Raw genomic sequence first — 25024 nt, 5'->3', positions numbered from 1 at the left:
ATGCCGCCGCAGGCATCAGAAGCGGTGACGCATGCCAAGCATGGCGCCGGTCTGGTTCTGGCCCGCGATCGTGTTGGTCGCGCTGGTCACGCCGTAGCTTGCCTTGCCCTTGTTGTTCACGTAGCCGAGCAGCAGGTAGGCGTCGGTCCGCTTGGACAGTGCATAGTCGGCGTTGATCACGAACATCCACGAATCGTTGTTGTCCTTGCGGGCATCGGTGTAGTACGCCGCACCGGTCAGGCTGAGGGCCGGCGTCAGCTTGTACAGCGCGCCAAGCCAGTACAGGTTGTCCTGCCGGGTGACGTTGGCAGTGGTGGCATCGTCGCGCAGCCAGCGGTAGCCGGCGAACAGCTTGGCATTGCCGAACGCATAGGCGCCGCCGATGGCGACACGCTTGGCGGCGGCGCCGGAAGTGGCGACGCTGCTGCCCTGGTACTGGTCATAGGCGATACCCACCGAAGCCGGGCCATTCTCATACGCCAGGCCGCCGCCAAAGTTCTTGCCGACCTGGAAGCTCCCCGGGACTTCGCCGCCGTTGGCCACATTGCTGTCCCGGCCGAAGCTGTAGAAGCCGGTGGCGGTGAGGCCGCCGAACCTGCCGGTGTACTTGACGGCGTTGTCGGCACGGCCGTTGAAGCCCTGGGTATCGACCGAGTTGAGCGAGTAGCTGGTGCCGACGGCCATCGGGTCGTAGGCGCCGAACAGGTCGTACAGCGAGTTTTGCTGGCGGCCCAGTGCCACGGTGCCGAAGTTGCCTTGCAGGCCGACATAGGCCTGACGGCCGAACAGGCGGCTGCCCTGGCCGGATTTGCCGGTGTCGAGGTCGATGCCGCTTTCCAGCACGAAGATGCCCTTCAGGTTGTTGCCGAGGTCTTCGGTGCCACGGATGCCCCAGCGCGAACCGGAGAGGCCGCCGGAGGTAACGCCGGTGACCGACCCGCCACCGTTGGCGCCTTGTACATGGCTCTGGAAGCTGATGCCGGCATCGGCAATGCCGTAGAGCGTCACCGCGGAAGCGGCCTGGGCGAAGGCGGACCCGGAGGCGGTGCAAGCTGCCGCAATTGCGGCAAAAGCGAGGAGATTTTTTTTCACGGACATTCTCGGTTTCTATTTGAGCGAGTAGTTGCCTGCTGCCTCTGGCAGCGAGCGGAGGCGTTCCACCCGTATGGCTCCGAGAGATTAAGACGTCTATGTGACAGCAATAAGTAAATGGTTATGAAAAATACAAACACATTGTTTCTTTAAGTGAAACTATGTGACCGCACGCCATCCGCTTCCGCAACGCACCTCCGGCGCACCTCCGGCGGCCCGGTCCCGGCCCCGGTTCTTGCCTGCCAAAGAGGGACCGGCTAGTGTGAGGTAGACCCAGGCCGGGAGAGGGCATCATGCTGGAAGACAGATACGGGCTGACACTGACAACGACATCGACGGCCGCCCGGGACGCCTATGTGGCGGGCGTGGATAGCGTGCTCTCAGGGGTGGCGGGGTACCGGGAGTCCCTGGGGCAGGCCATCGCGGCCGATCCCCGCCTGGCGCTGGCGCACGCCGCCCAGGCGCGCGGCATGTTCCTGGACGCAGAGATCGCGCCCGCGCGCGAGGCCGCCGGCCGGGCGCGCGAGCTGGCGGCCAATGCCTCGGCGCGCGAGCAGAGCCATGTGAACGTCATCAGCCTCGGCGTGGAGGGCAAGCCCGCGCAGGCGATGCAGGCCATGCTGGCGCATTTGCAGGCCTGGCCGCGCGATGCGATGGTGCTGGCGCCGGCTACCAGCGTGTTCGGCCTCTATGGCTTCAGCGGCGATCCGGACCACGAAGAGCAGCTCTACCAACTGCTGGCCTCGCTGGCGCCAGCCTATGGCCAGGACTGGTGGTTCGACGCGGTATATTCGTTCGCCGCCTGCGAAACCGGGCGGCTGGAACAGGCATGGACGCTGATCGAGCACAGCTTTGCCGCCAATTCCCGCAACGCCCACGCCGCGCATTTCCGGGCTCACGTGATGTACGAGCGCGGCGAGACGGCCGCGCTGCTGGACCACCTGGAAGGCTGGCTGCCGGCGCTGCCCAAGCGCAGCCTGACACACTGCCATCTGTCATGGCACGTAGCGCTGGCGGCGCTGGCGGCGGGACGGCTCGAGCGCGCCTGGGAGGCCTATCGCGCCGGCGTCCATCCGGGCGGCGCGTGGGGCCCGCCGATCAATGTCGTCACCGACGCGGCGTCTTTCCTGTGGCGCGCCGAGCTTGCCGGCGAGCCGAGAAACGCAACGCTGTGGAATGAAGTCCATGCGCACGCGCTGCGTTCATTTCCCAAGGCCGGGCTGGGCTATGCCGACGTGCACGCGCTGATTGCCTGCGTGGTCCATGGCGACAGCGTCTGCCTCGAGCGACGCCTCGCGGAGATCCGTCAGCGCATCGCCGAGAACCTGTACCCGCCCGGCGAGGTGGTCGTCGCCCTGGCCGACGGCTTTGCTGCCTACGCAGCCGGGGACTGGAACGGCGCGATCCGGCACCTGGAGCGCGCCTTGCCGCAAACGGTGAGGATCGGCGGCAGCCGCGCCCAGCGCGACCTGGTGGAGCTGACGCTGGTCTCTGCGTTTATCAAGGACGGCAGGGCGGACGAGGCCAGCGCATTGATCGGCCGCCGCGACGTGAGGCACCCCGTGGTCGGCGTTGCGGGGTACGGCTGAGCATGGCACGCCTTCCTGCCTGACGCTCAACGCTCGGCGCGCCTGGCGCAAGTGCCGGCGCGCACAGCGTTCGCTACGACCGCGCGGCGGCCCGCTGCCGTGTCCGCGGCTTCGCGGCAGCGGCGGGCGCCGCCGCGGCGCTGGCCGCTGCCTTCTCCCTGCCCGCGGCCAGCAATCCCGTCAATACGAACTGCTGCACGCCTTGCCGCCATTGCGCCAGCGCGACCTTGGGCCGCGTGGTGGGCCCGGTGGGCTTGGCGCTGAAGAACATGCCGACGCCGTGCATGGCGGACCAGGCGCAGCGCACCATCATGTCGTCGAACTGCTCCGCGAGGCCGTTTTCTTCGAAGTAATCCTGCACCGCCCCAAACAGGAGCTGGTACGACGCGCTGCCCGCTTCGAGCAGTTCGGGATAGTTCTCCTTGCCGACGATCTGCGGGCCGAACATCAGGTAGAACAGGGCCGGATGCCTGACGGCGAATTCGATGTAGCCGTCCATGACCGTCAGCAGCCGCTCCCCGGCGGCCATCTCGGGCGACAGCCGGGCCCGCCGCACGGCGACCAGCTCGCGGAATCCATCGGCGGCAATCGCGGCAAGCAGGCCTTCCTTGTCGGCGAACTGATTGCGTGGCGCGCCGTGGGAGACGCCGGCGAGCCTGGCAGCCGAGCGTAGCGTCAGTCCATGCACGCCTTCGGATGCCAGGATCTCCCTGCCGCAGCGGATCATCTCTTCGCGCAGGTTGCCATGGTGGTAGCTCTGGCGGGGCGGGGGTGGGCTAGCGTTTGTCATGGTGTTGCCGTTTGCGGTGTCGTCAGGCCTCCATGTTAGCGCCAATGGGCATTGCCGCAGGAAAGTCCCCGGCCAGCCAGGGAGCCGTCTGGCGACCCGGCGCCTGCTGTCGCGGCAAGCCTCTCCCTACCCGGCATGCCAGGCATTGCACGGACTACACCGAACTTGCGATGTGCTCGCGCAGCCATTGATGCGCGGGGTCGCGATGGGAGCGCTCATGCCAGAGCATGGACATCTCGTAGCCAGGTACTTCGAGAGGTGGCTCGACAACCCGCAGTGCAGGGTTGTCGCGAACCAGGCGCGCAGGCAGCATCGCCACGAGATCGGTGCTCGCCAGCACCGACATCAGGAACAGGAAGTGCGGAACGGAAAGCACAACCCGGCGCGTCAGGCCGGCCTCCGAGAGCGCCTCGTCCGTGATGCCGCGGAAGCCCCCGCCATCCGGCGACACGATGGCGTGATCGAGTCCGCGGAATTGCGAAAGCGTTGGCCGCCTTCTCAGGCGCGGATGGCCGGCGCGGCCAGCCAGCACATACCGCTCCGTGAAGAGCGCGCGGCAACGCAAGCCCGACGGCGCCTCGTCGCTGGTATGGAACGCGAGATCGATCTCCCCCTGTTCCGCTTGCCTGGCGATGCGCGAGGGCGCGAGCTCGAGCACGGCAAGCCGGGCGCCGGGCGCCGCCGAACGCAGCCCGGCCAGGGCAGGCAGCAGGACTGTCGATTCGCTGTAGTCGGATGCGGCAACGCGCCAGGTATGACTGGACCCGGCCGGATCGAAGGGGCTGGCGGGCGACACCGCGCGATCCAGCGCAGCCAGTGCCTGCCGCAACGGTTCGCGTAGCTCCTCGGCCCTGGCGGTGGGGCGCATCCCGCGTGGCCCCGGCAGCAGCAATGGATCCGCGAAGATATCCCTGAGCTTGGCGAGATGGACGCTGACCGATGGCTGGGAGAAATTCAGGCGTTGCGCGGCGCGCGTCACGTTGTGCTCCGAGAGCAGGACATCAAGCGTCACCAGCAGGTTGAGGTCCAGCCGTCGCAGATTATTCATCGTAATACCTGGAATATTGATTATTCATTTCCAATATACCTGACAAAGGCCTACCTTGCGATCTTCCAGCAACGGAGGCTACTGCCATGAATGTTCTGCTCGTCTATGCCCATCCCGAACCCAGGTCGCTGAATGGCTCGCTCAAGGATTTCTCGGTCAGGCGACTTGAGGATGCCGGGCACCTCGTCCAGGTGTCGGATCTGTACGCAATGAAGTGGAAGGCATCGCTTGACGCGGCCGACAGCATGGACGGGCAGGGCGATGCCCGCTTTGACCCGGCCCTCGATTCCAGGCGCGCATTCGAGAATGGCCGGCAGAGCGAAGACATCGCGCTCGAACAGGACAAGCTGCGGTGGGCGGATGCCGTCATTCTGCAATTCCCCCTGTGGTGGTTTTCGATGCCCGCCATCCTGAAGGGCTGGGTGGAGCGCACCTATGCGTACGGCTTCGGCTATGGCGTGGGCGAGCACTCCGACGCCCGCTGGGGCGACCGCTACGGGGAAGGCACGCTGGCCGGAAAACGGGCGATGCTGATCGTCACGGCGGGCGGATGGGAGTCTCACTACGGCCCGCGCGGTATCAATGGCCCGATGGATGATGTGTTGTTCCCCATTCAGCATGGAGTGCTGTACTACCCCGGCTTCGACGTCCTGCCACCGTTCGTGGTCTACCGGACAAGCCGGATGGACGAAGCCCGGTTCGCAGGGATCCGCGACGCGCTAGGGCAACGTCTGGACGATCTCTGGAAGACCGCGCCGATACCATTTCGCCCGCAGAACGCGGGCGCATACGACATCCCGGAACTCACGCTGCGACCGGATATTTCACCCGATCGGTCCGGCTTCGCGGCGCACCTCGCATAGCGCTTGCCGACGCGTCAGCGTTCCGGCCGGGGGCGTCCCGGCCGGCTGGCTGGCATTCCAGACGCCGGAACCGGCGCAAAGTGCTTGACTCGTTGTGTCGCGTTCCTGTGGGACTGCGCGGGCGAACGTGACGGGATTGTAATGAGTTGGTCAGGAAGAGGTCAGTGGGCGAAACCAATACTGGGTACAGCTTTTCATCATCTCGATAAAAGCGCCGCGGCTCCGGCGGTACCGGGCGATCCCTACTGATAGAGGTAAATCATCATGAAAGCACTCGTTCGCACCGTACTGATTTCCTGCGCCCTGGCGGTGCCGGCCCTGTCCTTCGCGCAAAGCGTGCAGGCGCCCCTGACCCGCGCCGAAGTGCGCGCCGATCTGATCCGGCTGGAACAGGCAGGCTACCGGCCGGGCGGCGGCGACGACCCGACCTATCCCCAGGACATCCAGGCCGCCGAAGCCAAGGTGCAGGCAGAAGATGCGGCGGCGGCCAGGACGGCGGCAAACACGCAACCGCAGGCGCAGAGCCATCTGCAGGCGAACGCCAGCATGCGGATGAGCGCCGGCCAGCCGCGCATCGATGCCGTGCGCAACCCCTTCTATTACGGCGCGTAATGCGCCGGCACAAGTGCTGCCAGCATGCGCCGGCGACGGCGGGCGGGTCGTGAACATCCCGCCGGGCTGGCAGCCGCGCCGCCTTCCCCGGCATCGCCGCGCATGCGCGCCGAGGGTCCTGACACCTTCGTATAGGACGCCGAGACTTCGGGCTGGCCCGGGCGCGGCCGGCTCAGATCCCGGTCATACGGACAAGCTGTCCTGCGTGCGCCGGCATCATCCGAAGGTATCGGGAGATGCAACCAGGGTGCGCCGGGGCAGTCCGTTGGTAGGTATTGGCCCCGGGATCTTGCCGGCTTAGATTTCATTCGCGGCTGCGGTGTGCATGTCCGTTTTCCCAGTCATCGTCCAAAGGAGTCTCACGTGAAAATTTCGTCTCATGTCGCATCGGTCCTGGCAGTGTCCGCTTGCTTCCTTGCATCGGCCAGCGCAATGGCACAGGATGCCAGGACGCCCCACGCGCCGGTCAGGAATATCGTTCTGGTCCACGGTGCCTGGGTGGATGGGTCTGGCTGGAAGCCGGTCTATGACATCCTGACAAAGGACGGCTTCCACGTCAGCCTGGTGCAGGAACCGTTGACCTCGCTTGAAGACGATGTCGCGGCGGCCAAGCGTGTCCTCGACCTGCAGAACGGGCCGACGATCCTGGTGGGCCACAGCTATGGCGGCTCGGTCATCACCGAAGCCGGGGTGCACCCGAACGTGGCCGGACTGGTCTACGTCGCCGCGCATGCGCCGGATGTCGGCGAGGACGAGGCGGCGCTTGGCAAAGGCAAGCCCAGCTTCACGTCGAAACAGGCCGGCGCCATCGGCAAGACCGACGACGGCTACACGTACCTGAACCCGGCTGTCTTTGCGAAGGACTTCGCTGCGGATCTGCCGCGCAAGACGGCCGAGTTCGAAGCACACGCCCAGATCCTGACGGCCGCCAAGGTCTTCGGCGCGCCGATGACCGCGGCCGCGTGGAAGACCAAGCCGAGCTGGGGCATCGTGGCCGCCGACGACAAGATCATCAATCCGGATCTGGAGCGCTGGTATTACACGCGTGCGCAGAGCCACATGACGGTCATCGCCGGCGCGAGCCACTCGGTGTATGAGTCGCGCCCGAAGGAAGTCGCCGCTGTCATCGAGGAGGCGGCCAGGCACGCCGCGCTGTGATCCCCGGGGACGGAGCCATCGACAGCCTGCAGATGCGACCATGAGGTCCGGGCGCGTGGCCGCTTTCTGCGCGATCGCCCTGAAGCCATCGAATTCGGCCGTCCCTATTTCGCCGGAGCGGACCGGCTCGCCGATGTGCCTTCTTCCATGCATGGCCCCGGCTCCACGCCATCAGCGATCTGTGGCCTATACGTACATATGATTCCACCCGGCAACCGCGGCACATAAGATGCTGGCAAAGGGTTGGGCGTAACCGCGATCGGTGCGCCAGCCCGATGCTCAGCCAGGTCGAGGTAGTCGCTTGTACAACAATCAGAGCTTGCAAAGGAAGGAAATCGCCCCGCTTTCCAGGGCTTGGGAACTGCTGGACCGCTACCGCCACCGGCTCTACCTGGCCGGCATCGGCGGTGCCCTGCTGGCCTTCCTGATGGGCTTCCTGCTGATCCGCGAGTCTCTCAAGCCGCTCGCCGAGATCGCGCACCACGCGCTGGCGGTGACGGTGGCGCGCCTGAACACCCGTCTCGACGTGCCACACGCGCCGCGCGAACTCGATGTCCTGCAGAATGCGCTCAACGCCATGCTGGGTCGTCTCGACCACGGCTTCGCGCGTTTGTCGCAATACACCGCCGACCTTGCGCATGATCTGCGCACACCCCTCGCCAACCTGCGCGGCACCGCCGAGGTGGCCCTGGCGCGCCCGCGCACGGCCGACGAATACCAGGCCGCGCTGGAATCCAACCTGGAAGAGTGCGGTCGCCTGGAGCGCATGATCAGCAACGTGCTGCTCTTGGCGCGCACCGAACATCCCGAGTTCGTGGTGCAGCAGCAGGAATTCGAAGTGCCGGCGGAGCTGGCGCGGATCGCCGACTACTTCGAAGGCGTGGCCGAGGACGCTGGCGTGAAACTGCAGGTGGGCGGCCACGCGCACCTGCGCGCCGACGTGGAACTGTTCCGCCGCGCCATTGGCAATCTGCTTGCCAACGCCATCCGCTACACCCCGCGCGGCAGCGGGATTTCGCTGTCCGCCACGACCGGCGCGCAGGTCGTGATGGTCACCGTGGCCAACGCCGGCACCCCCATCGACCGCGCCTTGCTCGAGCGCATCTTCGACCGTTTCTACTGCGTCGATCCCGCGCGCAGTTCCAGCCAGCGTGCCACCGGCTCGGCCGGCCTGGGCCTCGCCATCGTGCGCAACATCATGCATCTGCACCGTGGCAGCGTGCGCGCCGAGAGCGATGCCGCCGGCACGCGCTTCATCCTGAGCTTCCCGGCGCCGTAGCCGCCGGGTCTTGCCAGCCGCCGCCGAGCGCCTTGAGCAGCCGTACGCTGGACTGCATGCGCCGTCCCTGCACCTGGACCAGCGTGCGCTGGTGATCCAGCGCCAGGGTCTGTGTCGTGACCACGTCCAGGTAGCTGGCGGCACCGGCCTGGTAGCGGTTGTTCGTCAAGGCCAGCGAGCGCGCGGCGGCCTCGCTGGCGCGCTGTTCGCTATCGGCCTCGTGCGCCAGGCCCTGCAGCGCGGACAGATTGTCTTCCACATCCTGGAAGGCGGCTAGTACGGTCTGGCGGTATCCGGCCACGCCGGCATCATAGGCGGCGGTGGCGCCCGCCAGCTCGGCCTTGCGCCGGCCGCCGTCGAACAGCGTGCCGACCAGTTGCGGGCCAAGCGCCCAGAACAGGCTGGGCGCGCCCAGCCATGGCGCGAAGAAGGAGCTTTCCAGTCCGGCGCCGGCCGACAGCGCGAGAGTGGGAAAGAAGGCGGCGTGGGCTTCGCCGATTCTGGCGTTGGCCGCCGCCACGCGGCGCTCGGCGCCAGCGATGTCGGGCCGGCGCTGCAGCAGTTGCGATGGCAGCCCCACCGGAATGTCGGGCACGCGCAGCGGGCCGGCCTGCGGCGGCAACGAGAAGCTCGATGCCGGCGTTCCGGTGAGCGCGGCAATGGCGTGTTCCAGCGTCTGGCGCTGGATCGCGAGCTCGTCGGCCTGGCTGCGCGTACCCTCCACCTGCAACTGGGCCTGGGCTACCGCGGCGTCGTCTGCCGCGCCGATGCGCTCCTGCGACTGCACCATCGCCAGCGCGGCGGTGTAGGCCTGCAGGGAGGCATCGAGCAACTGCCTTTGCAGGTCCAGGGCGCGCAGGCCGAAGTAGTCGACTGCCAGTTCACTGCTGACTGCCAGTCGCATCGCCTCCAGGTCTGCCTGGCTTGCCTGTGCGTCGGCATGAGCCGCATCGGTGGCGCTGGCCACGCGACCGAACAGATCGGGCTCCCACGAAGCGGACAGCGCGGTGCTGTAGTCGTTGACGGTCTTGCCGGCAAGCGAGTGCCCCAGTACGTTCTGCGAAGTGCGCGCGCGTGCCACGGCTACGCCGGCGGCGACCTGGGGGAAGAAGGCGGCACGCTGTACGTTCACCATGGCGCGGGCCTGCTGCAGCCGCGCCGCGGCCTGCTTCAGGTTCTGGTTGGAGACCTGGACCCTGTCCTCCAGCGCATCGAGGCCGGGTTCCTGGAACACGGCCCACCAGCTTCCGCGCGCAACCATGTCGGCCGGCACCGCCACCGCCCAGCCCTTGTCCGCGCCCGCGGCACCTGAGAAATGCGCCGGCACGGCGGTTGCGGGCGGATGGTAGACCGGTGCCGAGGCACAGCCGGCCAGGGCGCATATCACGCAGGCAGCGATGGCCTCGCGCGCCAGGCGCCACGAACGCGGTGCGCGCGACGGCATTGATGATGTCTTCATGGCGCTCTCCCTGGTCCCTGTCGCCGGGCGGCGGCGACCGCCGCTGCCTTGGCTGGCGGCATCGCCGCGGGCGTTGCCGTATCCGTGGCGCCGGCGGCGACGACATGCACCGCCTCGCCCGCGCCGATGGCGTCGCCCGGGTTGTTGATGACGCGATCCGTGCCGCTGATGCCCGCCACGACTTCGACATAGGTGCCAAAGTCGCGCCCGAGCGTGACGCTGCGCAGCGCAACCTTGTTGTCGCTGCCGGCAATCGCGACGATGACGCCCGCGGGCCGGAACAGCAGCGCGCTGACTGGCAGCTGAAGGGCCGGCATGGCCGATCGCAGCATCAGGTGGGCCTCGGCGAAGGCGCCGGGCAGCAAGGTGCCGTCAGCGTTGTCGACATCCACTTCGGCGCGCAGCGTGCGCGTAGCCGGATCGAGCGAATCGGTGGTGCGTGCCACGCGCGCGGCAAAGCGGCGGCCGGGATAGTCCTGCACGGTCAGGTAGGCCGGCGTCTGCGGCGTCACGGCGGCCGCGGCGGATTGCGGCACGTCGACGAACACGCGCAGGGTCTGGGTCTGCTGAATATGGAACAGCTCGCCCTGGGCACCGGCCACGCCCGGAGTGCCGCTGGCCGTGACCAGGGCCCCCACGTCCACGCGGCGGGCGGTGATCACGCCATCGAATGGCGCCTTGACTTGCTCGTAGGAGACCAGCTCCTGCAACCGCGCCACATTGGCCCGGGCCGAGGCCAGCAGCGCGCCCCTGGTGGCCAGGTCGGCCTGCTTGGTGTCGGCGTCCTGCCGGGAGACCGAGTGGGTCTGCACCATCTCTTGCCAGCGCTGCGCGGTGACCTTGGCCAGGTCCAGGGCGGCCTGCGCCGAGGCCAGGTCCGCCACCGCCTGCCGCAGCTGCGCGTCCAGCTCTGGCGTGCGGATCACCGCCAGTAACTGGCCGGCCTTGACGCGAGCGCCGATGTCGGCATACCAGCGGTCGACAAAGCCGCTGGTGCGCGCGTAGATGGCGGCGTCGGCATACGGCATCACCGAGCCTGGCAACAGCAGCGCCTGCTCGGCGGGCGCCGGGTGCGGCGTCACCACCGACACGTCGACGGCATTCTGTGCGGTGACCTGGCGCGCCAGCACGGTGCCGGCGCGCAGCCGTGGCACGATGCCGGCCGCCAGCAGCAACGCCACCCCACCGGCCAGCAGCGTGGGTGCCAGCCACGCGCGCCGGCGGGATGCGGTTTGGGGCGGGCAGCCCTCGTTTGGCGTGTTCATGAAGACTCCTTGGATTGCTGTTGGGGCGTAGCGGTGAGCGCGGTGCCAGCGCCGGCGACAGGCCCGGCCGCCGGCGCGCCTTTGCGCCTGGCCAGCCAGGCATGCACCGCGCCAAATACCACTGGTACGAACATGAGCGTGGACACGGTTCCGAATGCCAGCCCGCCGATGACGGCGCGGCCGAGCGGGGCGTTCTGCTCGCCGCCGTCGCCAAGGCCCAGCGCCATCGGGAGCATCCCGATCAGCATGGCCAGCGCGGTCATTAGCACCGGCCGGAAGCGGGCGAAGCCGGCGTGCAGGGCGGCCTCGGGCGGGGCCATGCCGCCCTGCATCGCGTCCCGCGCCGCGTTGATCACCAGGATGCTGTTGGCGGTGGCAATGCCGATGCACAGGATGGTGCCGGTCAGCGCCGGCACGCTCAGCGTGGTGCCGGTGGAGAACAGCATCCAGGCGATGCCCGCCAGCGACGCCGGCAACCCGCTGACGATGACGAACGGATCGATCCACGACTGGAAGTTCACCACCATCAGCAGGTAGACCAGTACAACCGCCAGCACCAGCCCGGTGCCGAGCCCGCGATAGGATTCCCGCATCGACTGAACCTGTCCCCGCAGCACGATGGAAGAGCCGGGCGGCAACTGCGCGCGGGCGGCATCCACCAGCCGGCTCGCGTCGGCGGCGACGCCGCCGAGGTCGCGTCCCTGCACGGAGGCGAAGATGTCGAGCACCGGCTGCACGTTGTAGTGCGAGACCACCGCCTGCTGCGAGCTGCGCGACATGGTGCCGAGCGTGCCGAGCGTGCCGAGCTGGCTCTGCGCGCCGGTGCCGGCGGCGCTGTTGCCCACAGGCAGGTTTGCCAGCGTCTGCAGCGAATGGATGTCGTACTGCGGCACCTCGGTCAGCAGCGGATAGCTGACGCCGTTCTTGGGGTCCAGCCAGAAATTGGGCGTGGTCTGCGCGCTGCCGGAAAGGGAAATCAGCAGGTTCTGCGCCACGTCATGCTGGGTCAGGCCCGCCTGCAGCGCCTTGGTGCGGTCGACGTTGATGTCCAAGGTGGGCGCGTCCGCCGGTTGCTGGATGCGCGCATCGACCAGTCCACGCACGCTGCGCAGCTGCGACAGCAGGCGGTTGGCGACGACGCGATTCTCGTCGACGCGGCTCCCAACGATCTGGATGTCGATCGGCGCGGGCAGGCCGAAATTGAGGATCTGGCTGACGATGTCGGCCGGCAGGAAAGAGAAGGTGACGCCCGGGAAGGCCGCGGTAAGCCGGTTGCGCAGCATCGCGACGTAGTCCGCGGTGGGGCGGTGGCCCGGCTTGAGGCTGATCATCACGTCGGCGTCTTCCGGGCCGATGGGGTCGGAGGTGTCGTAGGTCAGGTTGATGCCACTGACCGGCACGCCGATATTGTCGAGGACGCCGCCGCGCTCGCCGGGCGGGATCGCGTCCCTGATGCGGCTCTCGACCTGATCGGTCAGCGCCGCGGTCTGCTCGATGCGCGTACCCGTCGGCGCGCGCAGGTGCAGGCGGATCTCGCCGGCGTCGACAGCGGGAAAGAAGTCACTCCCGATGAACGGCAGCAGCGCCAGCGAGCCCAGGCAGAACAGCAGGCACAGCGCCACGAAACGGCCCCGCTGCGCCATGGCCCACGACAAGGCGGCGCGATAGCGCTTGCGCAGCACCTCGAAACGCCGCTCGAAGCGCTGCTGGAGCCGTGCGAGAGCGGCGAAGCGGCCGTGGGGCCGGGCGTCGCCCGCGGCGCGCGCGCGCAGCAGGTACATCGCCAGCGTCGGTATCAGGGTGCGCGAGAAAAAGTAGGAGGCGCACATGGCGAACACCACCGCTTCGGCCAGCGGCACGAACAGGTAGCGCGCCACGCCGGACAGCAGGAACATCGGCACGAACACGATGCAGATCGACAGCGTGGAGACGAAGGTGGGCACGGCAATCTCGCCGGAGCCGTTGAGGATGGCGTCGTGCAATGGCTCGCCGTTCTCGATGTGGTGGGTGATGTTCTCTATGGCCACGGTGGCATCGTCGACCAGGATGCCCACCGCCAGCGCCAGGCCGCCCAGCGTCATGATGTTGATCGTCTGGCCCAGCGCGGAGAGCGCGGTCAAGGAAGTCAGCACCGCGAGCGGGATCGACACGGCGATGATTAGCGTGGCACGCCAGCTGCCCAGGAACAGCAGGATCATGGCGGCGGTCAGGCTGGCGGCGATCAGCGCTTCGCGCACCACGCCGGAGATCGCGGCGGTGACGAACACCGACTGGTCCGACAGCGTGCTGATATGCAGCGAAGGTGGCAGGGCGGCGCCGATCTGCGGAAGCATGGCCTTGACCCGGCTGATGATGTCCAGCGTCGAAGCGCTGCCGGTCTTCTCCACCTGCAGCAATGCGGCGCGCTTGCCGTCGCTGCGCACGATATTCGTTTGCGGCGCGTAGCCGTCGCGCACATGGGCCACGTCGCGCACGTAGATCACATTGCCGCCGACGCTCTTGACCGGCAGGTCGTTGAGCGCGTCCACGGTATCCGTGCTGCCGTTCATGCGCACGTTGTACTCACGCTCGCCCATTTTCGCGGTGCCGCCCGGCAGCGTGAGGTTCTGCGCGTTGACGGCGCTCACCACGTCCGCCGGCGTCAGGCCCTTGGCCTGCAGCGCGGCGGGATCGATGTCGATCATGATCTGGCGGACCTTGCCACCGAAGGGCAGGGGCACGGCGGCGCCCTGCACGGTGGCGAGCTGGGTGCGGATGAAGCTGTTGCCCAGGTCGTAGAGTTTCTGCTCCGGCAGCGTGTTGCTCGACAGGCCGAGTTCCAGCACCGGTACGGTCGAGGCGTTGTAGCTGATGATGTTGGGCGGCAGCGTGCCGGGCGGCAGGATGCGCAGGATCGAGGCCGAATTGGCGGCCGCCTCGGCGATTGCACGGTTGATGTCGGCGCCGGGATGGAAGAAGACCTTGACCACCGACACGCCGTTCAGCGATTGCGATTCGATGTGCTCAATGTCCTCCACGTCGGTGGTCAGCGCGCGCTCGTAGCTGGAGGTGATGCGGTGTGCCATGTCCTCGGCAGAGAAGCCGTTGTAGGACCACACGATGCTGACCACCGGGATATTGATGTCGGGAAAGATATCGGTCGGCGTGCGTTCGATGGCCAGTGGGCCCAGTACAAGCAGCAGCAGCGCGAGCACGATGAACGTATAGGGTCGCCGCAAGGCGAGTTTGACGATCCACATGGTTGGTTCCGGGCGAGAGATCGAAGGGAGGCTGCCTTCGATCGATAGGCGGGCAGCGCTTGGTGATGTCGCCAGTGTGGTGGCTGCGCATTTACCCGGTCCTGACCAATGCATTACGGAATTGTCATGTTGCGCGGGCGGCGCAGGCAGGATCACTCGGCGCGCACGGATGCCACGGATGCCATCGAGGCCAAGGTGACAAGCTTGTCATCAATTGGTCAGCCTGAGGTCACCGGGCGAGACCAACAATGGTTACAACTTGTCCGTCATCCCGACGCAAGTTCCACAACCGCCACGCGCAAGCGGGCCATCCCGTCGAAACACCGGAACACCGGAACACCGAAAGAGGTAACCATCATGAAAGCACTGATCCAAGCCGTACTGCTCGCCTGCACCCTGACAGTCCCGGCACTGTCGTTCGCCCAGAGCGTGCAGGGCCCCGTGACCCGCGCCGAAGTGCGCGCCGACCTGATCCGCCTGGAGCAGGCCGGTTACAGCCCGCACGGCGACGACGCGAACTATCCGCAGGATCTGCAGGCGGCCGAGGCCAAGGTGGCGGCCGAGACCGGCAGCGCAAGCACGGGCACCCCGATGCACGCGCAAGCGCAAGGCCAGGCGCGCCTGCACGCGTCGCTAGGCACGCCCGCTATCGACCAGGTGCGCAACGCCTTCCAGTTCGGCGCATGAGCGCCGCACGCTCGTGCGCGCCGCGCGCCCCGCTTGCCGCCACGCGCGGCAGGGCCGCGGTGCCGGTGCATGCGCTGGAGCGATACGCCAGTCTCCAGCGCTATTGCGCCGCTGCTGGAGTGCGCTGCGAGCAGGGTGGGCCGATGCGCCGCTCACCCGCAGTGCGAATCTGCAATGACCAGGCATGCGGGAAAAATTTCCTGCCGGGAACCTAGCAGAATCCTGATAACGGGCTACGCCCCGCACAAGCCGGAGATCACACCAGCTTTGTGCCGGGCCCGGGCCGCCATCGGTAGGAACTCGTATACAACGCACGAACTCGTGCCGCGCACGGAAAGGATTGGCTATGACTGACAACGTTGGAGGCCCCTTGGGGCAAAAACCCAAGCTGAGCGCCGGTGCGGTGGCGATCCGATATGGCGGCATCGGGGTGGCGACACTCGTGCTCGCCGGCGCCTTCGCCTATGCGGGCGGCTGGCTCTCACCGGATCGCCTTACGCAGGACAAGGTCGTTTCCGGCTTCGAAGCGGCGAACGGAAAGCACGCAGGGTTCCGTCGCAATCATGCGAAGGGCCTCTGCGCGACAGGCTGGTTCGATAGCAACGGTTCGGGATCAGCGCTTTCCCAGGCCAGGCTGCTAGCCCGCGGGCGCGTGCCCGTGGTCGGGCGAATCGCCTTCGCCGGCGGCATGCCATTCGTTGCCGATGGACCCAGTCTCGTGCGAAGCCTTGCTCTGCAATTCAAGCCCGACGGTGGACAGGAATGGCGCACGGCGATGGTGGATATCCCCGTTTTTCCCTTCAGCACGGTGCAGGCGTTCTACGATCAGATGATGGCGTCGATTCCCGATCCGAAAACCGGCAAGCCCGACCCTGAGAAGGCGAAAGCGTTTGCTGCGGCTCACCCGGATTTCGTGGCTGCCGTCGGCATCGTGGGCCATCGCGCCGTCTCGTCTGGTTTCTCGAACAGCACCTATAACGCACTGGATACCTTCCTGTTCGTGGACAGGGCGGGCATCCCGGTACCGGTTCGCTGGTCCGCCGAGCCTGTCCAGCCATTCGCGCCGGTCGGCAAGCAGCAGGGCGCCGATCCGAACTACCTGTTCGACGCGCTGATCTCGGAGGTGGCTCAGCATCCCGTGCAGTGGAAGATGGTGGTGACCGTCGGCCAGCCGGGAGACCCCGTCAACCCCGACAAGGCGTGGCCCGATGGCCGGCAGAAGGTCGACATTGGCACGGTCACGCTCGACAAGGTGTCGAGCGAAGACAGTGGTACCTGCACCGACATCAATTTCGATCCAACGATCTTGCCGGCCGGAATCGAAACGTCCGCCGACGACATCCCGAGCGCCCGCTCTGCAGCCTATTCGCGTTCCTTCACCGTTCGCGAGAACGAGCGTCGCGAGAAGCCGACCAGCGCAGTCACACCGCAAGAAGTGAATGCAGGAGCAAAATCATGAGAACCACCATCCAAGGCTTCTCGGCGCCGTCGCGGATCCTTCACTGGCTGATGGCAGCGCTGATCCTGGCCATGTTGTTCATCGGCATCGGCATGGTAGCGACCGTCTCCGGCCGCTATGCCTTGCTACTGTCGATTCACAAGCCGCTCGGCGTTGCCATCCTGGTGCTCGCGGCAGTACGCCTGGTGAACCTCCTGATCAACCCGCCCCCGCCGCTGCCGGCCGCGCTTTCGCCGCTCCAGCGTCTGGCGGCACGGGCTTCGCATGCCATGCTCTATGTCCTGATGTTCGCGATACCGCTGATCGGTTGGGGCATGCTCTCGGCGGGCGGCTACCCGATCGCGCTCTATGGGCAAGCACAACTGCCGCCCATCCTGCCGCACAGCGCCGCCTTGTATGCGACGCTGCGCAATGCGCACACCATGCTTGCATTCTTGCTGTTCGCAACCGTTCTGGTTCACTTCGCCGCGGCGCTGTATCACGGGCTGATCCGGCGCGACGGTGTACTGGAAGGCATGACTACCTGGAAGCCTCAGCGATAGTCGCGCCAACCCTCCTTGCAGCTACCACGTGAGAATGGCGAGCGTTCCCGAATCAGGGGCTCGCCGCTCGCGCCGCGGGCGTGCAGATTCCTCGCTGGTCGTGGCGCTGGCTTGGTCTCGTCAGGGACGATGGGTGCTGCCCCGACGTATCGGAGGCGATGATCGGCTTCGCGATGGGTGGATTGCCGCTGGGCAGGATCACATGCCGTCAGAGCCGTACCCAGAGCGCGACGACGACGGCCATCGCGCAACTTGCGGCACAGATTCCGATCCAGGCCACTGCCAGCAGGACGTCGCGCGGCTTGTCGATGTTGAAGGTGTAGCCGTACTTGTCGCCGCTGTGGGTGCTGGTGCGCGGATCGCTGGCGTTGGCCAGGGTAGCGGACAGGATGCTGGCGCCGATGAGGCCGGCCGCGGCAAGGAGGCGTTTGTCGCGAGTGGTCATGATGTTCTCCAGTCGGGTAGCAGGATGGTGCCGGCGCGGAGGTCCGGCGGGTAAGGCGCGGCGTTGCGCAACACAGCTTGCTTCGCGGATCTGCCTGCTTCTACAACTCGGCTGGAACAGGGAGCGCCTGGCATTCGGGTGTGTCGAGCAGGCTTGCTTTGCCTTGCTGGAAGAATAGATTGGTCCTTGCGTGTGCGCACTCGTGCATGGGTTCGTTGTACTAACGCATTGGTAGCGGCAAGTCATCCTTTGGTTTAGGTGTGGCCGCGATAGGCCATCGCTACCCGCCGATGACCTGTGCGGAATCGGCAAAGCACCTGTACCCGCGCCGTGGCCTGGGCCAGGCGAAGGCGGTGCATGGAGCCGGCAGCCAGCGCGTAGCCAGCGCAGCTTGCCACTGCGTGGCGTTCGTCGGGCCACCGCGGTGGCATCGAGCACTGCCGCCAGGATCATGGCCTCGGCATTGCACGGCCGCGGGCGGCGTGGCGCACGGTGTCGCGCAATTCACGCAGCCGTACGCGCGAATGCGGCTTTCATCTTCCAGCTATGGGGGGTCTCGCCGAAGAAGCGCTTGAACACGGTGGTGAAGTGCGATTGCGAGCGCAAGCCGCAGCTCAGCGCAACGTCGAGGATGTTCTGGGAATCGGGGGGCAGGGCCCGGATTCCCGGGGAACGCGCGCGCGCTGACTGCCCGCACGCCCCCGGGATTGGCCGGGTTGCCTATTGCAGCGTGATATGTTTCTCGGTGACGACCTTGGCCCAGCGGTCCGCGTCCTTGCGGATCTGCGCATCGAACGCGGCGGGCGCGGTGCCGCTCGGCTCGGTGCCCAGCTCCAGCAGCTTGGACTTGACCTCGGGCAGGGCGACTGCCTTCGCGACCTCGGCGCTGAGGCGGTTGACCACCGCGTCCGGCGTGCCCGCCGGGGCAAACAGGCCGAACCAGCCTACGTCGGCAAACTGCGGATAGCCTTGCTCGACGAAGGTAGGCACGCTTTCGAGGCCTTTCCATCGGCGTGGACCGGTCACGCCGATGGCGCGGACGGTGCCGGCCTGGACATGTGGCTTGATCGCGAGCGGGTCGACGAACAGGCCATTGATCTGCCCGCCGATCAGGTCCTGGATCGCGGGCGCCGAACCTTTGTAGGGTACGTGCATCATGTCGAGCCCGGTGGCGGAAGCCAGCAGTTCGCCCCAGAGGTGCGAGCCGGTGCCGGCGCCGAAGGAACCGAAATTGAGCTTGGTGGACGCAGCCTTGCCATAGGCCACGTAGCTTTTCAGGTCGGTCACCGGCAGCTTGCGGTCGACCACGAACACGACCGGCGATGCGGCGATTTCCGCCACGCCCCTGAAGCTCTTGATGGCGTCATAGGGCAGGTCCTTGAACAGCGCCGGCTGGATGCTGTGCGCCGAGTTGTTCATCAGCAAGGTGTAGCCATCCGGCGCGGCCTTCGACGCGATCGAGTAGCCCACTATGGTCTGCCCTCCCGGGCGGTTGTCCACCACGACCGGCTGCCCCATCTGCCGCGACAGGGCCGCGCCGAGGGTCCGGGCGATGATGTCGGTCCCGCCGCCGGCGGCATAGGGCACGATGATGCGGATCGGATGCGTGGGGAAATCCGCGGGCTTCCCGGCGCGCGCGGGGTGGGGCGCCAGCATCAGCAAGCTGGCGGCCCCGGCCGCGAGGTACGCGGCCGTGTTGGACCTGGTCATGGTTGTCTCCTGTTTTTTTTCGATCTACTCGTTTTTCGATCTACTCGTACACCACCGAGTACTTGATGGTCAGCGTGGCGAAGGCCGCGTCGATGGTCGACATGGCGGCATTGCGCTCGGCCGGGCCCATGGCGGCGGGCAGGACCAGGGTCGAAGTCAGTCCCAGGTCGCCGCGATCCTCGACACGGATGTCCTGCACCGGTACCGGCGCGTCGCTTGCGGCATCCGCGAGCATCTGTTGCTGGGCGCGCCGGATGGCGTCGCCGCGCAGGACATTCTTCTGGATCTTGCCGACCGCTGTCTTTGGAATCACGTCGACCAGGTAGAACTGCTTGGGCACAGCGGCGCGCTCGGGAATCACTTCATAGGCATAGTGCTTCAGGCGGCCGAGCGGGTAGTCGCTGCCCGGCTTGAGCGCGATGTAGGCAACCGGCAGTTCGCCGGCATGCGCGTCCGGGATGCCGATCGCGGCGGCATCGAACACCGCCGGATGGCGATAGAGCGCCTCCTCGATCATGCGCGGATCGATGTTGTTGCCTCCACGGATGATCAGGTCCTTGGCCCGGCCGGTCAGCCAGAAGTAGCCTTCCTGATCCCGGTAGCCGAGATCGCCGGTGTTGAACCAGCCGCCCTCGAACCAGATACCACGGTTGTGCTTCGGATCGAGATAGCCGGCAAAGATGTTGGGGCCGCGCACGATCACCACGCCGGGCTCGCCGGGCTCGCAATCGCGCACGATGCGGTTATCGGCCACCTTGACCGCCTTCATCTGCTGGTAGGCCTTGCGAAATCCGATCGAGCCCGTGCGCGCCTCGCCGTAGCGCGGGTTGCAGGCGCTCAGCGCGGTGCCTTCGGTCAGGCCGTAGCCTTCCATGATGACCGAGCCGGTCTTCTTGCCGAAGGCCTCGGCGATCGCGGTCGACAGCGGCGCCGTGCCGCAGGTCGCGGCCTGCAGCGAACTGATGTCGGCACCGTCGATCGGGATGTTCAGCAGCATGTTGACCACGCTTGGCACCATGCTGATGGTGGTGACGCGGAAGCGCTCGATGATGCGCCAGATGTTGCGGATCACCGAAGGGTCGCGCCAGCCGCCGGAGGTCAGCATGACTACCGAGGCCCCGCGCGCCAGCGGCATCAGGCAGTTGGTCAGCACGCCCGTGACATGGAACATCGGCACGCCGCAGACGCGCACGTCCTCGGGCTGGACGTCATATTGCATGCCGCTGACCCAGGCCATGAAGACCTCGTTGCCATGGGTGTGGAGAGCGAGCTTGGGTGTGCCCGTGGTCCCGCCGGTATGGAACATCGAAGCGGTGTCCGCGGGAGCGATCCGCCGCCCGCTGTCGAGCGACTCGGCGCTCAGGCGCGGCAGCTCGGCCAGGAGGTCGACGATGCCGTCCTCACTTGCGGGACCGCCGCCTGCCTTGATCCAGTGCCGGACTTCGGGCAGGTCCTGCCGGATCAGCATGGCTTTGTTCCATGCCTCGATATCCGCGTCGGGGCCGTAGACAATCACGGCCTTCGCCCCCGCATTGCTCAGCAGGGCACGGATGATCTCCGGCTCCAGCATCCAGTTGACGGGGCAGGCGATGCCGGCGGCCTCGCTGCCCCAGATTGCGTATTGCGACTCCGGCGCTACTGGCATGAGAATGCCGATCACGTCGGTCGGGCCGATCCCGAGCGAATGCAGCAGGTTGGCGGTCTGGGTGATGCGCCCGAACAGCTGCCCGTGGGTGACCGTGGTGGCGCGGTCCAGCTCGTCACCCGAGGCGAAGTGGTACAACGCCGGGGCGTCGGGCGCGCGATCGCGCGCCAGGCGCAGCAGATCGTAGGTGCTGTCGGGCAGCTTGCGCCCGGCCAGCGGCGTCTGCTCGAAGCGCTCGATGTCGGCCAGGGTCGCGACCTGCAGGCGGGGATGGTAGATATCCTGCGCCGGGTCCGCGGCGCCAGGCGCGTGCGCGCCGGCGGCGGTTGCCAAGGTTGCTTGCGTCATGATCAGGATCCCCGGTAGGCCGGACGGCGCCTGTTCAGGAAAGCGTCGCCGCCTTCGTGCATGTCATCGGTGCTGAAGAGCGTGGCGAAGGCGAGCTGTTCCATCATCAGCGCCGTGTCCAGGTTCGTGTCCTGTCCGTTGTTGATCATCAGCTTGGCCATGGCGATGGAGTGCGGCGACTTCTCCGCGATGCGGTGCACGTAGGCCTTGGCCTCCTCGAGCAACTGCGCGGCGGGCACCACCTTGTTGACCAGGCCGATGCGGTAGGCCTCGTCGGGCTTGATGATCTCGCCGGTGAAGATCATTTCCTTGGCGCGCGTTGCGCCGACCAGCCGGACCAGGCGCTGGGTGCCTCCGCGCCCCGGGATCAGGCCGACATTGGTTTCGGTCTGCCCCATCAGGGCATTGTCGGCGGCCACGCGCAGATCGCAGGCCATGGCCAGTTCCAGGCCGCCGCCGAAACAGGGTCCGGCAATGGCCGCCACCACCGGTATGGTGCTGTGATGGATCAGCGCCCACAGGTCAGACGAGCCGCTGGTGGGGCCGAACGCGTCGATCGGGCGGCGCTTGAGCATCTCGACGAGGTCGCCCCCCGAGACGAATGCCTTGGTGCCGCCCCACAGGACGATGCCGCGGATTGTCTTGTCGGCCATCAGCGACGACATCGCCGCGTAGATGTCATTGCGCAGCGCGCCGTTGAGGGCGTTGTACTTCTCGAGCCGGTTCATCGTGACGATGCCGCAGCTGCCATCCCGGTCGACGAACACGGTGTCGTATTCGGTGATGCCGGTGCTCGGGTTCTTGGTCATGTTGCTGTCTCCTGGCTTGTTGGCGCTTCTTAGTGGATGAATTCGAACAGGCCGGCGGCACCCATGCCGCCTGCCGCGCACATGGTCACCACGCCGTACTTCGCCTTGCGGCGGCGCCCCTCCAGCAGCAGGTGGCCAACCTGGCGCGCGCCGGTCATGCCATAGGGATGGCCGATCGCAATCGCGCCACCGTTGACGTTGACGCGTTCCTCGGGCAGCCCCAGCTGGTCGATGCAGTACAGCGCCTGGCAGCCAAAGGCCTCGTTGAGTTCCCACAGGTCGATATCGTCGACGGTCAGCTCGTTGCGCTCCAGCAGGCGGGGAACGGCGCGCACCGGCCCGATGCCCATTTCGTCCGGCTCCACGCCCGCGGTCGCCAGGCCGATGAAATAGCCGAGCGGCACCAGGCCGCGCCGTTCGGCTTCCTTCTCTGACATCACCACGAGCGCCGCGGCGCCGTCCGACAACTGGCTGGAATTGCCGGCGGTCACCTGGTATCCCTCGCCCTTCACCGGGGGCAGGGCGCTGAGCTTCTCCAGCGTGGTGTCGGGGCGGTTGCCTTCGTCGGCTTCGAGCAGGCATGCCTCCGAGACGGTTTGCCCGGTCGCCTTGTCGGTCACGCCCTTGGTCGTGGCAAGCGGCACGATCTCATCCTTGAACAGGCCGGCCTGCTGGGCACGGTCGGTGCGCTGCTGGCTGCGCACGGAGAAGGCGTCCGATCGTTCGCGCGACATGCCATAGCGCTTGGCCAGGATCTCGGCGGTATCGATCATGTGCAGGTACACATCCGGCCGGTGCTGGGCAAGCCAGGCTTCCTGTTGCGCCGTCTTGAGCGTCACGGGCTGCGACAGGCTGATCGATTCGACGCCGCCGGCGACCATGACCGGCACCTTGTCGATCAGTACCCGCTGCGCAGCGAAGGCGACCGCCTGGAGGCCGGACGCGCAGAAGCGCGTGAGGGTCGTCCCGCTCACCGATACCGGCAGGCCGGCGCGAATGCCGCCGGCACGGGCGACATTGCCGCCGGTGGCCGCCACCGGCTGGCCACAGCCGAAGATGATGTCTTCGACTTCGGCACCGTCGAGCCTGGCGCGCCGCACGGCATGTTCGATGGCATGCCCGGCCATGGTGGCGCCATGCGTCTGGTTGAACGCGCCGCGGCCGGCCTTGCCGATGGGGGTACGGGCGTAGGAAACGATTACTGCGCGAGACATAGACTCTCCTTGGATGGTGGCTGTCGCGGGGGATTCCCGATCCCGGTCCGCAACGAATATAGACAGTGGATACATTAAGGCGGACCGATCCGGCTGGACGCGATGCCTGGATGGCATCGGCTGGCCGCGGAAGACTGCATCGGCTCATCAGTGTATCCACTGTCTACATGCTAGTGAGCGGATCTGGAGAGGTCAAGCGCTCAGCGTCGTTGCGCGGGTTTACCTCGATCTTGCGGTGAGCAATGGACGGGGGAAGACGGCGGCCGCCGGCCGTCGGCGGCTATCGGGATGCCTGCACGGCATCCACGATTTCGCTCGACAGCGTTTCCGAGCGCGCCGCGCGGGCGAGTACCAGGCCACCGACCATCGTGGCCAGCATCAGGATCGCATCCTTGCGCGAGGACTCACTGTCATCCCCCGCGATCAGCCGGATCAGCGAGCCGACGCGGGCCTCGAATCGCTTCCGGGTCTTGGCATCGAGTCGCGAGACATCCGTGCCGAGGGCGGCGATCGCGCAGCCGCTTTCCGGATGGTCGCGGTGCTTCTTGCTCATGTAGGCTTGAAGGATGGCACGCTTGCGCTGCTTCGCCGGCGCCGCGGACGCGGCCGCATCGAGAAAGGCCATGGTCTGGTCGAAGGCAGCGTCGACCGCGTCGGCGATCAGGGCATCCTTGGAATCGAAGTGCGCGTAGAAACCGCCATGGGTCAGGCCGGCGCTCTTCATCAACTGCGCCACGCCAATGCCGTTGACGCCGTGTTCGCGAAACTGGGCCGAAGCCGCCGAGATGATCTGATTGCGGGTTTCGGCCTTGTGATCTGGCGAGTAACGCACGATGGGGACTCCGTCATGATGAAGGGCAGCGACGCCCGTTGAAATGACGGCCATCATACATTCATGATGATGATGCCGGTGAGCCGGCTGTCATCGCTGTGCAATCTATAGTATGACGGGCATCATGGAATAACCAGGCCGAAGTGACGGATGCGGTGGAGCGGCGATCGTGCCTGGCTCTTCCTAGGGTAAGCACCGAGGTGGAAGTGAATTGCATTGCTTGACGACCCCGGATCGCCTGCCTAGGATGTAGACACCGGATAGATATTGCCTGCGTCGCCGCTGGCGCCGGCCGGATACGGTTGTGGCGAGAGCCGGAGCGGCGTGGCCAACCCGGGGCGAGTGACCCGACAGCGTGGAGGAATGAGATTTGGAACTGACTGGAAGGCAAGTCATCAAGGCGCCCAGGGCGGAGGTCTGGCGGCGCCTGAACGACCCTGGCACGTTGCAGCGGTGCCTGCCGGGGTGCGAGCACTATCAGAAAGCCGAGGGCGACGCCTATGACGCGGTGATCGTTGCCGCCATCGGTCCCATCAAGGCCCGCTTCAAGGGTACCGCCCGCTTCTCCGACCGGCAGGAGGGAATCGGCTATCGCATAGAGGGAACCGGCACCGGGGGCATGGCAGGCTTCGGCAAGCTCGACGCGGATGTCCGCCTGGAGGACATCGATGGCGGCACGTCCCTGCACTATGCCGCAGTTGCACAGATGGGCGGCAAGCTGGCGCAGATCGGTTCCCGGCTGGTGGGGGCGGTCGCCAACAAGTTCCTGGCGGATTTCTTCTCCCGTTTCGAGACACTGGTGATGGAATCGGGCGAGGGTGGTGCCGCCGTGGCGGCTTCCCCGCCGCAGGGCGCGCCAGTCGCCGCGGCGCAGTGATCCGTGGCCTGCGATGAGACGGGGATGAGGAGGCAGCGTGCCGGAGGAAGCTGGTTTCTTTT

General features: G+C 66.7%; 20 protein-coding genes and 2 pseudogenes. 9 read left to right on the top strand and 13 right to left on the bottom strand.

What is annotated here, in order from left to right:
• Nucleotides 1–15: 15 nt before the first annotated feature.
• On the bottom strand, nucleotides 16–1092 hold the full coding sequence (locus AB4Z48_RS27450) for a porin (protein WP_441619812.1): 1077 nt from the start codon (nucleotides 1090–1092) through the stop codon (nucleotides 16–18).
• 293 nt (nucleotides 1093–1385) lie between these two features.
• On the opposite strand from AB4Z48_RS27450, the gene AB4Z48_RS27445 reads away from it, so the two are divergent.
• Nucleotides 1386–2681 (top strand): tetratricopeptide repeat protein, encoded by a 1296-nt coding sequence (locus AB4Z48_RS27445; protein WP_441619810.1) that lies wholly within the window; start codon nucleotides 1386–1388, stop codon nucleotides 2679–2681.
• A gap of 73 nt (nucleotides 2682–2754) precedes the next feature.
• Here the strand turns inward: AB4Z48_RS27445 and AB4Z48_RS27440 are convergent, their stop codons facing one another.
• Together AB4Z48_RS27440 and AB4Z48_RS27435 are read right to left on the bottom strand one after the other, a co-directional pair.
• Nucleotides 2755–3471, bottom strand: a complete 717-nt coding sequence (locus AB4Z48_RS27440) for a TetR/AcrR family transcriptional regulator (protein ID WP_441619808.1) — start codon at nucleotides 3469–3471, stop codon at nucleotides 2755–2757.
• Between the two features lie 154 nt (nucleotides 3472–3625).
• Nucleotides 3626–4519 (bottom strand): LysR family transcriptional regulator, encoded by an 894-nt coding sequence (locus AB4Z48_RS27435; protein ID WP_441619806.1) that lies wholly within the window; start codon nucleotides 4517–4519, stop codon nucleotides 3626–3628.
• 86 nt (nucleotides 4520–4605) lie between these two features.
• Here AB4Z48_RS27435 and AB4Z48_RS27430 point away from each other — a divergent pair, with 86 nt between their 5' ends.
• The 4 genes and pseudogenes from AB4Z48_RS27430 to AB4Z48_RS27415 form a co-directional block, all read left to right on the top strand.
• A complete protein-coding gene (locus AB4Z48_RS27430; protein ID WP_441619804.1) occupies nucleotides 4606–5382 on the top strand; it encodes an NAD(P)H-dependent oxidoreductase in 777 nt (258 codons plus the stop codon).
• A gap of 264 nt (nucleotides 5383–5646) precedes the next feature.
• Nucleotides 5647–5994, top strand: a complete 348-nt coding sequence (locus AB4Z48_RS27425) for a DUF4148 domain-containing protein (RefSeq protein ID WP_441619802.1) — start codon at nucleotides 5647–5649, stop codon at nucleotides 5992–5994.
• Nucleotides 5995–6357: 363 nt separating this feature from the next.
• Nucleotides 6358–7152: an alpha/beta fold hydrolase gene (locus tag AB4Z48_RS27420; RefSeq protein ID WP_441619800.1), complete on the top strand. Its 795-nt coding sequence runs from the start codon at nucleotides 6358–6360 to the stop codon at nucleotides 7150–7152.
• 355 nt (nucleotides 7153–7507) lie between these two features.
• Nucleotides 7508–8431, top strand: a pseudogene (locus AB4Z48_RS27415) (heavy metal sensor histidine kinase); the annotation flags it as partial.
• Here AB4Z48_RS27415 and AB4Z48_RS27410 read toward each other — a convergent pair.
• The 3 genes from AB4Z48_RS27410 to AB4Z48_RS27400 are packed head-to-tail and all read right to left on the bottom strand — an operon-like array spanning nucleotide 8406 to nucleotide 14394.
• On the bottom strand, nucleotides 8406–9890 hold the full coding sequence (locus AB4Z48_RS27410; protein WP_441619798.1) for an efflux transporter outer membrane subunit: 1485 nt from the start codon (nucleotides 9888–9890) through the stop codon (nucleotides 8406–8408). The pseudogene AB4Z48_RS27415 and the gene AB4Z48_RS27410 sit on opposite strands and share 26 nt — an antisense overlap.
• Complete coding sequence (locus tag AB4Z48_RS27405) at nucleotides 9887–11155, bottom strand: efflux RND transporter periplasmic adaptor subunit (protein WP_441619796.1); 1269 nt, start codon at nucleotides 11153–11155, stop codon at nucleotides 9887–9889. The genes AB4Z48_RS27410 and AB4Z48_RS27405 overlap by 4 nt, the downstream gene beginning before the upstream one ends.
• On the bottom strand, nucleotides 11152–14394 hold the full coding sequence (locus AB4Z48_RS27400; RefSeq protein ID WP_441619794.1) for an efflux RND transporter permease subunit: 3243 nt from the start codon (nucleotides 14392–14394) through the stop codon (nucleotides 11152–11154). The genes AB4Z48_RS27405 and AB4Z48_RS27400 overlap by 4 nt, the downstream gene beginning before the upstream one ends.
• A gap of 357 nt (nucleotides 14395–14751) precedes the next feature.
• Between AB4Z48_RS27400 and AB4Z48_RS27395 the strand changes: the two genes are divergently transcribed.
• The 3 genes from AB4Z48_RS27395 to AB4Z48_RS27385 all read left to right on the top strand — a co-directional run bounded on the left by AB4Z48_RS27395 (nucleotide 14752) and on the right by AB4Z48_RS27385 (nucleotide 17082).
• Nucleotides 14752–15081 (top strand): DUF4148 domain-containing protein, encoded by a 330-nt coding sequence (locus AB4Z48_RS27395; RefSeq protein ID WP_441619792.1) that lies wholly within the window; start codon nucleotides 14752–14754, stop codon nucleotides 15079–15081.
• Nucleotides 15082–15427: 346 nt separating this feature from the next.
• A complete protein-coding gene (locus AB4Z48_RS27390) occupies nucleotides 15428–16540 on the top strand; it encodes a catalase family peroxidase (protein WP_441619790.1) in 1113 nt (370 codons plus the stop codon).
• Nucleotides 16537–17082 (top strand): cytochrome b, encoded by a 546-nt coding sequence (locus AB4Z48_RS27385; RefSeq protein WP_441619788.1) that lies wholly within the window; start codon nucleotides 16537–16539, stop codon nucleotides 17080–17082. Before AB4Z48_RS27390 ends, AB4Z48_RS27385 begins: the two co-directional genes overlap by 4 nt.
• Nucleotides 17083–17290: 208 nt before the next feature.
• Here AB4Z48_RS27385 and AB4Z48_RS27380 read toward each other — a convergent pair whose 3' ends face one another.
• From AB4Z48_RS27380 to AB4Z48_RS27350, 7 genes and pseudogenes are all read right to left on the bottom strand, one after another.
• On the bottom strand, nucleotides 17291–17527 hold the full coding sequence (locus tag AB4Z48_RS27380) for a hypothetical protein (RefSeq protein ID WP_441619786.1): 237 nt from the start codon (nucleotides 17525–17527) through the stop codon (nucleotides 17291–17293).
• Nucleotides 17528–18031: 504 nt separating this feature from the next.
• Nucleotides 18032–18163, bottom strand: a pseudogene (locus tag AB4Z48_RS27375) (AraC family transcriptional regulator); the annotation flags it as partial.
• Between the two features lie 84 nt (nucleotides 18164–18247).
• Nucleotides 18248–19237: a Bug family tripartite tricarboxylate transporter substrate binding protein gene (locus AB4Z48_RS27370; RefSeq protein WP_441619784.1), complete on the bottom strand. Its 990-nt coding sequence runs from the start codon at nucleotides 19235–19237 to the stop codon at nucleotides 18248–18250.
• Between the two features lie 40 nt (nucleotides 19238–19277).
• Nucleotides 19278–21230, bottom strand: coding sequence for an acyl-CoA synthetase (locus tag AB4Z48_RS27365; RefSeq protein WP_441619782.1), 1953 nt, complete (start codon nucleotides 21228–21230; stop codon nucleotides 19278–19280).
• A gap of 2 nt (nucleotides 21231–21232) precedes the next feature.
• Nucleotides 21233–22039: an enoyl-CoA hydratase/isomerase family protein gene (locus tag AB4Z48_RS27360; protein WP_441619780.1), complete on the bottom strand. Its 807-nt coding sequence runs from the start codon at nucleotides 22037–22039 to the stop codon at nucleotides 21233–21235.
• A 29-nt stretch (nucleotides 22040–22068) separates the two neighbouring features.
• Nucleotides 22069–23253: an acetyl-CoA C-acyltransferase gene (locus tag AB4Z48_RS27355; protein WP_441619778.1), complete on the bottom strand. Its 1185-nt coding sequence runs from the start codon at nucleotides 23251–23253 to the stop codon at nucleotides 22069–22071.
• 280 nt (nucleotides 23254–23533) lie between these two features.
• A complete protein-coding gene (locus AB4Z48_RS27350; protein ID WP_441619777.1) occupies nucleotides 23534–24142 on the bottom strand; it encodes a TetR/AcrR family transcriptional regulator in 609 nt (202 codons plus the stop codon).
• Between the two features lie 313 nt (nucleotides 24143–24455).
• Here AB4Z48_RS27350 and AB4Z48_RS27345 point away from each other — a divergent pair, with 313 nt between their 5' ends.
• Nucleotides 24456–24962, top strand: a complete 507-nt coding sequence (locus AB4Z48_RS27345; protein WP_441619775.1) for an SRPBCC family protein — start codon at nucleotides 24456–24458, stop codon at nucleotides 24960–24962.
• The last annotated feature ends 62 nt before the right edge of the window (nucleotides 24963–25024 follow it).

This window comes from Cupriavidus sp. 2TAF22 (assembly GCF_052115045.1).
GTDB lineage: Bacteria > Pseudomonadota > Gammaproteobacteria > Burkholderiales > Burkholderiaceae > Cupriavidus.
Note: the sequence above shows the minus strand (reverse complement) of the source record. Positions and strands in the feature narration are given on the sequence as shown.

Coding starts and splice junctions, on each gene's coding strand:
- AB4Z48_RS27445 (WP_441619810.1), top strand. CDS start 1,386: ATGCTGGAAGACAGATACGGGCTGACACTGACAACGACATCGACGGCC.
- AB4Z48_RS27440 (WP_441619808.1), bottom strand. CDS start 3,471: ATGACAAACGCTAGCCCACCCCCGCCCCGCCAGAGCTACCACCATGGC.
- AB4Z48_RS27435 (WP_441619806.1), bottom strand. CDS start 4,519: ATGAATAATCTGCGACGGCTGGACCTCAACCTGCTGGTGACGCTTGAT.
- AB4Z48_RS27430 (WP_441619804.1), top strand. CDS start 4,606: ATGAATGTTCTGCTCGTCTATGCCCATCCCGAACCCAGGTCGCTGAAT.
- AB4Z48_RS27425 (WP_441619802.1), top strand. CDS start 5,647: ATGAAAGCACTCGTTCGCACCGTACTGATTTCCTGCGCCCTGGCGGTG.
- AB4Z48_RS27410 (WP_441619798.1), bottom strand. CDS start 9,890: ATGAAGACATCATCAATGCCGTCGCGCGCACCGCGTTCGTGGCGCCTG.
- AB4Z48_RS27405 (WP_441619796.1), bottom strand. CDS start 11,155: ATGAACACGCCAAACGAGGGCTGCCCGCCCCAAACCGCATCCCGCCGG.
- AB4Z48_RS27400 (WP_441619794.1), bottom strand. CDS start 14,394: ATGTGGATCGTCAAACTCGCCTTGCGGCGACCCTATACGTTCATCGTG.
- AB4Z48_RS27395 (WP_441619792.1), top strand. CDS start 14,752: ATGAAAGCACTGATCCAAGCCGTACTGCTCGCCTGCACCCTGACAGTC.
- AB4Z48_RS27390 (WP_441619790.1), top strand. CDS start 15,428: ATGACTGACAACGTTGGAGGCCCCTTGGGGCAAAAACCCAAGCTGAGC.
- AB4Z48_RS27385 (WP_441619788.1), top strand. CDS start 16,537: ATGAGAACCACCATCCAAGGCTTCTCGGCGCCGTCGCGGATCCTTCAC.
- AB4Z48_RS27380 (WP_441619786.1), bottom strand. CDS start 17,527: ATGACCACTCGCGACAAACGCCTCCTTGCCGCGGCCGGCCTCATCGGC.
- AB4Z48_RS27370 (WP_441619784.1), bottom strand. CDS start 19,237: ATGACCAGGTCCAACACGGCCGCGTACCTCGCGGCCGGGGCCGCCAGC.
- AB4Z48_RS27365 (WP_441619782.1), bottom strand. CDS start 21,230: ATGACGCAAGCAACCTTGGCAACCGCCGCCGGCGCGCACGCGCCTGGC.
- AB4Z48_RS27360 (WP_441619780.1), bottom strand. CDS start 22,039: ATGACCAAGAACCCGAGCACCGGCATCACCGAATACGACACCGTGTTC.
- AB4Z48_RS27355 (WP_441619778.1), bottom strand. CDS start 23,253: ATGTCTCGCGCAGTAATCGTTTCCTACGCCCGTACCCCCATCGGCAAG.
- AB4Z48_RS27350 (WP_441619777.1), bottom strand. CDS start 24,142: ATGATGGCCGTCATTTCAACGGGCGTCGCTGCCCTTCATCATGACGGA.